General features: G+C 68.4%; 8 protein-coding genes and 1 pseudogene. 5 read left to right on the top strand and 4 right to left on the bottom strand.

Annotated features, from left to right (window positions below; all coding sequences use genetic code 11):
- The 5 genes from ABE505_RS11510 to pyrF all read left to right on the top strand — a co-directional run.
- A partial coding sequence (locus ABE505_RS11510; protein WP_346446076.1) for an MBG domain-containing protein occupies positions 1 to 638 on the top strand: 638 nt, incomplete at its 5' end.
- Positions 639 to 795: 157 nt separating this feature from the next.
- On the top strand, positions 796 to 2,460 hold the full coding sequence (gene ettA / locus ABE505_RS11505) for an energy-dependent translational throttle protein EttA (protein WP_346445681.1): 1,665 nt from the start codon (positions 796 to 798) through the stop codon (positions 2,458 to 2,460).
- Positions 2,461 to 2,500: 40 nt separating this feature from the next.
- Entirely contained in the window at positions 2,501 to 3,073 is a 573-nt protein-coding gene (locus ABE505_RS11500; RefSeq protein WP_346445683.1) for a hypothetical protein, read from the top strand.
- 63 nt (positions 3,074 to 3,136) lie between these two features.
- Positions 3,137 to 3,874, top strand: coding sequence for a type I methionyl aminopeptidase (gene map / locus ABE505_RS11495; protein WP_346445684.1), 738 nt, complete (start codon positions 3,137 to 3,139; stop codon positions 3,872 to 3,874).
- 8 nt (positions 3,875 to 3,882) lie between these two features.
- Positions 3,883 to 4,713 (top strand): orotidine-5'-phosphate decarboxylase, encoded by an 831-nt coding sequence (gene pyrF, locus ABE505_RS11490; protein ID WP_346445686.1) that lies wholly within the window; start codon positions 3,883 to 3,885, stop codon positions 4,711 to 4,713.
- A 27-nt stretch (positions 4,714 to 4,740) separates the two neighbouring features.
- Here the strand turns inward: pyrF and pncB are convergent, their stop codons facing one another.
- The 4 genes and pseudogenes from pncB to gspD all read right to left on the bottom strand — a co-directional run bounded on the left by pncB (position 4,741) and on the right by gspD (position 10,140).
- Positions 4,741 to 5,928, bottom strand: a complete 1,188-nt coding sequence (gene pncB, locus ABE505_RS11485; RefSeq protein ID WP_346445688.1) for a nicotinate phosphoribosyltransferase — start codon at positions 5,926 to 5,928, stop codon at positions 4,741 to 4,743.
- Positions 5,929 to 6,025: 97 nt separating this feature from the next.
- Positions 6,026 to 6,877 (bottom strand): glycosyltransferase family 2 protein, encoded by an 852-nt coding sequence (locus ABE505_RS11480; protein ID WP_346445690.1) that lies wholly within the window; start codon positions 6,875 to 6,877, stop codon positions 6,026 to 6,028.
- 191 nt (positions 6,878 to 7,068) lie between these two features.
- Positions 7,069 to 7,851: pseudogene (locus ABE505_RS11475) on the bottom strand (glycosyltransferase); the annotation flags it as partial.
- Between the two features lie 21 nt (positions 7,852 to 7,872).
- Complete coding sequence (gspD, locus tag ABE505_RS11470; RefSeq protein ID WP_346445692.1) at positions 7,873 to 10,140, bottom strand: type II secretion system secretin GspD; 2,268 nt, start codon at positions 10,138 to 10,140, stop codon at positions 7,873 to 7,875.
- Positions 10,141 to 10,151 lie beyond the last annotated feature (11 nt).

Below are 10,151 nucleotides of genomic sequence, written 5' to 3'. Positions count from 1 at the left end.
TCTATGGCAATGCCGATCCCACCCTCACCTGGTCGGTGACCGAAGGCAGCCTCGTCGGTGCCGACACCCTCACGGGCGCACTCACCCGCGAAGCCGGCGAGAACGTGGGCCACTACACCATCGATGCCTCCGCGCTTGCCAACGGCAACTACGTCGTCACTGCCATCGACGGCGTGCTGACCATCGACAAGGCCAGCCTGACCATCACTGCCTTGGACGCGTTCAAGCCGATCGGACGTGCACTGACACCCACTGCCCACACTGTGGAGGGACTTCGCCGCGCAGACACCGTGCACTCCGTGCGGTTGCACAGCGCGGGTACGCCGGTCACTGCAGCACCGGGCCGCTACGCCATCGATGTCTCGGACGCCGCTGGCACGGGGCTGGACAATTACGTCATCACCTATGTCGGAGGCGATTTGCAGGTCGGCCTCGCCGACCGGGCACTGGCGGACGCGGCAGCCCGGGAGCAGCGGGGCCTACGAGCTGAGCAGACCCGGCGCCAGCAGGCCGCGACGACAGTACCTGCGGCGGACGGCCTGTTCAACGTGGATGGGGCGGGTGTGCACGTGCCTTCAACCGCGCGCTGCGCGCCGGAATGGCCGGCGATCGGTTGCGGGGACCGCGCGCCGGACTGAGGCTGCCGCCGGTGAATCGGTCGAAGCCGGTAGAGGAAGGCCCCCCGGCCCCGGCACCCGCCGGGTCCGGGGCCGAACCGCTATAATTGCGGCCTTGACTCCCTTCCCGACGCCGCCCGACCGGGCCCCGGCGCGGGCAGGCGCAACCGGAGCCCCCATGTCCTCGCAATACATCTACACCATGAACCGCGTGTCCAAGGTGGTCCCGCCGAAGCGGCAGATCATCAAGGACATCTCGCTGTCGTTCTATCCCGGCGCCAAGATCGGCCTGCTGGGCCTCAACGGCGCCGGCAAGTCGACGGTGCTCAAGATCATGGCCGGCGTGGACCAGGACTTCGAGGGCGAGGCCCGCCCGCAGCCCGGCATCAAGGTGGGCTACCTGGAGCAGGAGCCGCGTCTGAATCCGGAACAGACGGTCCGTGAGGCCGTCGAGGAAGGCGTCGGTGAGGTGCTGCAGGCCCAGGCCGCGCTCGAGGCGGTCTACGCCGCCTACGCCGAGGAGGGCGCCGACTTCGACGCGCTCGCCAAGGAACAGGAACGCCTGGAGGCGATCCTGGCCGCCGGGGACGCGCATACGCTGGAGAACCAGCTCGACGTCGCCGCCGATGCGCTGCGTCTGCCGCCGTGGGACGCGAAGATTGGCAAGCTGTCGGGTGGTGAAAAGCGCCGCGTGGCGCTGTGCCGGCTGCTGTTGCAGAAGCCCGACATGCTGCTGCTCGACGAACCGACCAACCACCTCGACGCCGAGTCGGTGGAGTGGCTGGAGCAGTTCCTCGCCCGCTATACCGGCACCGTCGTGGCCGTCACCCATGATCGCTACTTCCTCGACAACGCCGCCGAGTGGATCCTCGAGCTCGACCGTGGCCGCGGTATCCCGTGGAAGGGCAACTACACCGAATGGCTGACGCAGAAGGACGAGCGCCTGAAGCAGGAAGAGAGCCAGGAAAAGGCGCGCCAGAAGGCGATCCAGAAGGAACTCGAATGGTCGCGGCAGAACGCCAAGGGCGGCCGCTCCAAGGGCAAGGCGCGCCTGGCCCGGCTGGAAGAACTGCAGTCGCAGGACTACCAGAAGCGCAACGAGACCAACGAGATCTTCATTCCGCCGGGCGAGCGCCTGGGCAACTCGGTGATGGAGTTCAAGAACGTCAGCAAGAAGTTCGGTGACCGGCTGCTGATCGACAACCTGTCGATGATCGTGCCGCCGGGCGCGATCGTGGGCATCATCGGCCCCAACGGCGCCGGCAAGTCGACGCTGTTCAAGATGATCACCGGGCAGGAGAAGCCGGACTCGGGCGAGATCGTCATCGGGCCGACCGTGCAGCTGTCGTACGTCGACCAGAGCCGCGACAAGCTCGAAGGCAACCACAACGTCTTCCAGGAGATCGCCGGCGGCCTGGACATCCTCAACATCAACGGCGTGGAGATCCAGTCGCGCGCCTACATCGGCCGCTTCAACTTCAAGGGTCAGGACCAGCAGAAGCTGGTGGGCTCGCTGTCCGGTGGTGAGCGCGGTCGCCTGCACATGGCCAAGACGCTGCTGCAGGGCGGCAACGTGCTGCTGCTCGACGAACCGTCGAACGACCTGGACATCGAAACGCTGCGCGCGCTGGAAGACGCCCTGCTCGAGTTCCCGGGCAACACGTTCGTGATTTCGCACGATCGCTGGTTCCTCGACCGCATCGCCACGCACATCCTCGCGTTCGAGGGCGACAGCCACGTCGAGTTCTTCCAGGGCAACTACCGCGAGTACGAGGAAGACAAGAAGCGTCGCCTCGGCGACGACGCCGGTCCCAAGCGCCTGCGGTTCAAGGCCCTGAAGTGACCCCACGAGGCCCCGCTCACCCCGGGGCCTCGGCCCGGCCATGATCCCGACCCATCGCCTCCACATCTTCGGCGCGTCCGGCAGCGGCACCACCACGCTGGGCGCCGCACTGGCTGCACGTCTGGCGCTGCCGCACGTGGATGTCGACGAGGTCTACTGGAAGCCGACCGACCCGCCCTACACCGAGAAGACCACGCCAGGCGAGCGCATCGCAGCGATCGAACAGCGCCTCGCCGGTCACGACGGGTGGATCCTGACCGGCTCGCTGGTGAGCTGGGGCAGCAGCCTCGTTGCGCGATGCACGTTGGCGGTCTTCCTCTCGCTCGACGACGCCGAACGCATGCGCCGCCTGCACGCGCGCGAACGCGCCCGCTACGGCGACCGCATCGCACCTGGCGGCGACATGGTCGAGCACCACCGCGCCTTCATGGACTGGACTGCCCAGTACGAGACGGGCGGGCCGGAGATCCGCAGCCGGTCGATGCACGACCGCTGGCGGCAAACCCTGCATTGCCCAGTCCTGACGCTCGACAGCGGCCCCCCGACCCCGGCGCTGGTCGATGCCATCATCGCCCGACTCCCAAAACCGGGGTCAGAGTCGATTTTTCCCTGACCCCGTACCCACAACGCCCTCGGCGCACACTGCCATGAAATTCGACTCTGACCCCGGTTTTCCATGACGATCCAGACGCCTGATGAGCTCGAAGGCCTTCGGCGCGCAGGCGCGCTGGTGGCCGGCATCCTCTCCGCGATGCGCGATCAGGCGATCGCGGGCGTCACGCCGCGCGCGCTCGATGCAATCGGCGCCGGGATGCTGCGCGAAGCCAGCGCACAGTCGGCACCAGTGCTGACCTACGGCTTTCCGGCGGCGACCTGCATCAGCGTCAACCGGGTGGTCGCGCACGGCATCCCGAACGAGACGCCGCTGTGCGACGGCGACCTGGTCAACATCGATGTCTCGGCCGAACTCGACGGCTTCTTCGCCGACACTGGGGCGAGCTTTGTCGTCGGTACCGCCAATGCGGCGCAGCAGCGCCTGCTCGATGCGACCCGCGAGGCCCGCGATGCGGCCATCGCCCAGTTGCGCGCGGGCGGGCTGATCAACAGCATCGGCCGGACCATCGAGACGGTTGCCGCGCGTCGCGGCTTCCGGGTCATCCGCGACCTGCAGAGCCACGGGGTCGGGCGCGCGCTGCACGAGGCACCGGGCTCGATTCCGGGCTACTACGACCGGCGCGACACCCGCCGCTTGCACGCTGGCATGGTGATCACGGTCGAGCCGTTCCTGGCCACGCACAGCACACGCACCGACCCGCTCGACGACGGCTGGTCGCTGGTGTGCCCCAAGGGCGTCGGCGCGCAGTTCGAGCACACGGTCGTGGTCACCCACGACACCCCAATCATCGTGACCTGAGGACCACCATGCCCCGCTCCTTCATGCAGGCGCTGCGCGCGCGCTGGCAGGCCGCCGATACGCTGGTCTGCGTGGGACTGGACCCCGAGCCTGCGAAGTTTCCCGCCCGGTTGTCCGGCAATCGGGATGCGGTCTTCGCCTTCTGTCGCGACATTGCCGATGCGACGGCCGAGTACGCCTGCGCGTTCAAGCCGCAAATCGCGCACTTCGCCGCGCTCGGCGCCGAGGATGCGCTGCAGCGGCTGATCGCGCACCTGCATGCCCAGCACCCGGACGTGCCGGTGATCCTGGATGCCAAGCGCGGCGATATCGGCAGCACCGCCCAGCAGTACGTGGGCGAGGCCTTCGAGCGCTACGCCGCCGACGCGGTCACGGTGAATCCGTATATGGGCCGCGACTCGGTGCAGCCATTCCTCGACCGCGAAGACAAGGGTGTGGTGATCCTGTGCCGCACCTCCAATCCCGGCGCCACCGATCTGCAGGATCTGCCGGTCGCGCAGTGCGGCGCCACGCGCCCGCTGTACCAGCATGTCGCCGAGACGATCGCGCGTGATTGGAACACGCACGGCAACTGCGCCCTGGTCGTCGGCGCGACCTGGCCGGCGCAGTTGCGCGAGGTCCGGGCGATCGTCGGCGATCTACCGTTCCTGGTGCCGGGCGTCGGCGCACAGGGCGGCGATGTCGAGGCGGTCGTGACCCACGCCAGGAGCGCCGACGGCACCGGACTGATGGTCAGTTCCTCGCGCGCGATCCTCTACGCATCCAACGGCGACGATTACGCCGAGGCTGCGGCCACAGCGGCGCGCGAACTGCGCGACACGATCAACCGCCATCGCTGACGCGTCCGGCCACACACGCGTCGCCGGTCAGGCTGCCTGTTCCGGCGGAACGCCAAATACCTGGCGCAGATAGCTCAGGTAACCGGGGTCGTCGCACATGCTCTTGCCCGGCGAATCGCTGAGCTTGGCCACCGGCTGACCGTTGCAGCGGACCATCTTGATGACGATGTTGAGCGGCGTCGGACCGAGATCGTTGGTCAGGTGCGTGCCGACCCCGAACGCGACCTGGCAGCGGCCGCGGAAGTGGTCGTGGAGCCGCATCACTTTGGCGAAATCCAGGCCGTCGCTGAAGACCAGGGTCTTGCTCGCCGGATCGACGCGGTTGTGCTGGAAATGCGCGAGCATGCGGTCGCCCCAGACGAACGGGTCGCCCGAATCGTGGCGCACACCGTCGAACAGCTTGCAGAAGTACATGTCGAAATCGCGCAGGAACGCGTCCAGGCCGACCACGTCCGACAGCGCGATGCCCAGGTCGCCGCGATACTCGTGCGCCCAGGCCTCCAACGCGGCGACCTGCGAGTCGCGCAAACGCGGCCCGAGCGCCTGGAACGCCTGCAGGTACTCGTGCGCCATGGTGCCCAGCGGCGTCATGCCATAGCGGCGCGCGAAATCGACATTGCTGGTGCCGACGAACTGCGCGCCCAATGCCTCGCGCAGCAACGGCAGCATGTGCCCATGCCACTGCCGCGAGTAGCGCCGCCGCGTGCCGTAATCGGCGACCTTGCAATCGTCGAAGCCGGGCGTATCGCGCAGCAGCGCCGCCTTCGCCTGCAGCCGGCGCTCGCCCTCGGCGAAATCCGGCGCTGAGGTGTTGCGGAACCAGACCTCGTTGACGATCGCCAGCAGCGGCACTTCGAACAGGATCGTGTGTAGCCAGGGTCCGCGGATGTCGAGTTCGATCTCGCCCGGCACCGATGCCGACGGCCGCAACTCGATGTACTTGCGGTCGAGCCGAAACAGGCCAAGGAAATCTGCGAAGTCGGGCTTGATGAAGCGCAGGCCACGCACGTAGGCCAGTTCGTCGTCGGTGAAGCGCAGCGCGCACAGTGCGTCGATCTCCTCGTCGATCTCACCGAGGTAACGCGCCAGGTCGATGCCCGGCGTTCTACACTTGAACCGGTACTCGACGTGAGCACCGGGGTGCTGGTGCAGCACCGCCTGCATCATCGTGAACTTGTACAGGTCGGTGTCGAGCAGGGACTGGATGATCGCCATGGGGGAGGTCCGCAAAGAAAGCCCGGCTAGCCTAGCGCGTGGGCGATGGCGCCGGCGTCTGCACCGAGCAGCGGCGGCAGAACGCTTCGGTCCAGGCCTACAGCCGGCGCAGCACGGCCAGCGGGAAGCGCAGCCAGATCGCCAGCCACACACCGACCCGCTGCGCGGCGCTCCGGTGCGGCGCCTCGAAGCGGTTGAAGTAGCGCCACAGGCCCCGGTGCTTGTGCCACTCGACGAACAGCGGCCGCGCGCGGCTGGAAACGCCGCGGACGTGCAGCACCGCGACGTCGTTGGCAATCGCAACCGTGGCGCCCGCCTCGCGGGCGCGGCGGCACAGGTCGAGATCCTCGGCATGCAGCCGATAGCCGGTGTCGAAGCCGTCGATGCGATCGAACAGTGTGCGCGGCAGCAGCATCAGTGCGCCGGAGACCGCATCGACGCGTTGCAGCGGCTGCGCCGCATCGCGCGGCAGCGAGAGATCGCGCGCGGATGCGGTGCGCAGCATCGCGACGAAATCGGGATCCCGCCGCCGGGCGGCCGGATCGGCCACGCCGTCCTCGCCGAGCAGTTCGCTGCCCAGCAGACACGCCTTGCCAAGCGCGTCGGCATGCGCGCGAAGCCGCGTCAGCGTGTCCAGCTCGACCAGGCAATCGGGATTGACGAAGGCGATCCACGGCGCGTCGGCATCGCGGGCACCCTGGTTGCAGGCGACCGCGAAGCCAGGATTGTCGGGATTGCCGATGAAATGCACGCGCGGATCGAGCGAGGCGTGCCGCTGCACGATCGCCAGAGTCTCGTCGATCGACCCGTTGTCGACGATTCGGATCTGCGCCACGCCAACGGCCTCACGCAGGTGGCGCAGGCAGGCGTCGATCGTGCTCGCGCTCTGGTGGGTGACGACGACGGCGACCACATCGGCCGCAGGTGTCGGGGGCGACGTTGCACTCATCGCGGGGAGGTCTCGGCCTCGGTCTGTCCGGCCGCTGCGTCCTCGGGCAAAGGCCTGTCGTCCGGGTCCCCGGATGCGGCATGCCGGCTTGAGGTCGCGTCGTCGCCTGCATGTCCATCGCCCGCATCAGCGAGGTCATGCGACGCAAACAACCCATGTTGCGTCGGTGCGTTTTCGAGCGCTGCATAGCGGCGCTGCAACTGCGCGCGACAGGCGTGCAGCGGGTCATCCATCAGATACGTCGCCAACCGCGCATGCCACCCCGGCCAGCGGGCCGCGAGCGCGTCCATGTCGCCCTCGCGCGGACCGCCCTCGCCGCCGCGCGCGACGAACGCGGTCTCGCACAGCGCGTTGCGCCAGCCCAGGCCGGCCATCCGCAGCGACAGGTCGATCAATGCGGCATACCAGGATCTGTAGCTCGCGCCATCCAGCCCGCCGGCCTTGCGCCGGGCATTGCCGCGCAGCAGCACCGCGTGGTCGATCGCGGCCGGCAGTTCGGGATGCAGTGGCGGCAACTGCTGGCAGGCGCGTGCGAGGCGCAGCGGATCGTCTGGCACCGGCGCGATCTCGCCGATGCGGGGCCACGAGGCCGCCTCGCCAGCGTTGCACCAGGGGGTCGCGGTCGCGATCGAGGCGTCGCGCGCGAAGCACGCGGCCAACTCGACCAGCCAGCCGGGCAGCGGTACCGCATCGGGCGCGAGCACGACGACATCGGCATCACCGCAGGCGCGCAGCACATCGTCCAGGTGCGCGACTTCGCCGACCCCACGCTGGCGGCAGGTGTAGTCGGCCTGCAACGGGGTCTGTGCCAGCCAGCGCTGCACGATCTGCGCGCCGCGCGGCCCGATACGCGCATCGTCAGCCAGCCACACCTGCGTGCCGGCAGGCGTGCCGGCGTCGAGCGCAGCCAGGCAGGCGTCGAGCGCATCGTCGTCGTGCCCGACCGGCAGCAACACCACCGGCAGTGCCGTCATCGGCGCGCGTCCCCGATCATGTCAGTCGCGCGGCTGCAGCGGCTGCAACGCGCGGAAGCGGCGCCCGTACTCATCGGTCAACTGGCGAGCTTCCTGTGGATTGCGCACGATCGTCGGTGTCAGCAGCACGATGACTTCGCTGCGTTCGTTGCTTGTCGCCTGCGAGCCGAACAGGCTACCGATCACCGGAATCCGGCTCAGCCCGGGCAAGCCCTTCGACGACCGCCCCACCTCGTCTCGGATCAGCCCGGCGAGCATGACGGTGTCGCCGGCCTGCACCGCCGCTTCGGTCTTCAGCCGGCGGGTGTCGATGCGCACGTTGCCCTGTGCATCCGCTGTGCTGCTAGGGCCAGGCGAACTGACTTCCTGCACGATGTCCAGAAACACCATACCATCGCGGGTCACGCGCGGCCGCACCTTCAGGATCGTGCCAGTCTCCATGTACTGCACGTTGGTGTAGCTGCTGTCGCCGAGGATCGGATTGACGCTGGTCGTGGAGATCGGAATGCTCGCACCGACGTTGAACTCGGCCATCGCATTGTTGCGCACGAACACCGACGGCGACTGCAGGATATTGACGTCGGTGACCTGATCCAGTGCGCTGATGACCGCGGCCGCGTCGTTCTTGACCAGCGTCCAGGCCAAGCCAGGGCCAGATACGCCCCCGATGCTGGCACCCAATGTGCTCCACCGACTCGGGCCACCGACTCCGGCCACGCCGCCACTGGGCCCAAAAGGGCCCAGGCTGTTGTCGGACATGCCCTTCTCGATGAACCAGTTGACGCCATACTCGAGCTCGCCTTTGAGCGTCACCTCCACCACCTGCGCCTCGATGTGCACCTGCGCGGGCATCACGTCGAGCCGTTCGACGACGTCGCGAATCGACCGCCACGCAGCCGGCGTGGTGCGCACGAGCAGCGTATTGGTCTCGTCGACCGCCGACACGCCGACGCGGTCGCCGCCGACCTCCAGCGTCACGCTGCTGGGGCCGTCCTGGCGCTCGTCGAGCTGCATCTGGCCGATGTCCCCGCCACCACCGCTCCGCATGCCACCGCGGCCGCCACGGCCGCCGCCCATCCCGGAGTTGCTGCCCAGGCTGCCCGACGACGAATCGAGGCCGCCGCGGCCGCCCGACGTGCTGCCGTCCATGCCGCCGCTGCGCAAGGTGTTGCCGCTCAGCCCAGGCATCAGCGAGGCGCTGTCCTGGCCGCTGCTGCCACCGCTGCCGCCGAACACCTCCGACAGCCGCTGCGCGAGTTCGCGTGCCTTGATGAATTTCAGTTCGAGCGAGAACAACCGCGGCTCCTGGCCGGCGTTGTCGATGCGCTCGAGCCACTGCTGGATCTCGCCCAGGTAATCGGCCTGCGGCGTGATCACCAGCACCGCGTTCGCGCCTTCAAGTGGCATGAATCGGAACATGCCTGCGACCGGCGACTCGCTGTCCTGTCCGAACACCTTCTCCAGATCGGCGACCACCTGCGTGGCCTTGCCCGACTGCAACGGGAACACGCCGACCGACATGCCCGAGAGCCAGTCGACGTCGAAGATCTCGATCGTGCGCAGGTAGTTGTCGAGTTCGGAGCGGCTGCCTGAGATCGTGATGACGTTGCGCGCGTTGTCGGCGCCGACGATCGCGTTCGGGCGCGCGTAGGGCTCGAGCACCTTCTCCATCTCGGTCGCCGAGATGTAGAGCAGCGGTACCGTGCGCACTTCGAAGCCGCGCGCCGCACCGGTCCCGCCGGTGCGTGGCGCCACGGTGCCAGTGGCGAGTGCGGTGTCGGCCGGCACGATGTTGTAGCGGCCGTCGCTGTAGATCATCCGGGCGTTGTTCCAGCCCAGCACCATCTCCAGCAGGCTCAGCGCCTGTGCCGCGCTCACCGGTTTGGGCGTGGCCAGCGTGACTGTGCCCTGCACTTCGGGCGCGATGACGTAGTTCTGGCCGAGCATGTCACCGAGGATCGCCTTGGCGACCGCATGCACGGACTCGCCCTCGAAATTGAACGAGGCCTGCCCGGTGGTGGTGCCGCCGAGTGTCGGCGGTGGCGCGGCCGCGGCGCCGCGATTGATCACCGTGCCGCTGCCGCGACGGATCTGCGGACGCGGCCGGTCGTCGTCGTCGACCAGCGACTGCACACGCGGCCCGTCGGCCACGCCCGTGGCGTCGGCCTCCACCCCCTGGCGAAGATCGGCGTCGCGCCGAACGGTCGGCGGCGGCGCCGTGGCGCAGCCGGCGAGCAACGCGATGCAGATGCCGATCGCGAGCGTCCTGGACGGAAGGGCGGGAGTCATCGAAAGAGGCT

The organism is Luteimonas sp. TWI382 (genome assembly GCF_039674545.1).
GTDB lineage: Bacteria > Pseudomonadota > Gammaproteobacteria > Xanthomonadales > Xanthomonadaceae > Luteimonas.
Note: the sequence above shows the minus strand (reverse complement) of the source record. Positions and strands in the feature narration are given on the sequence as shown.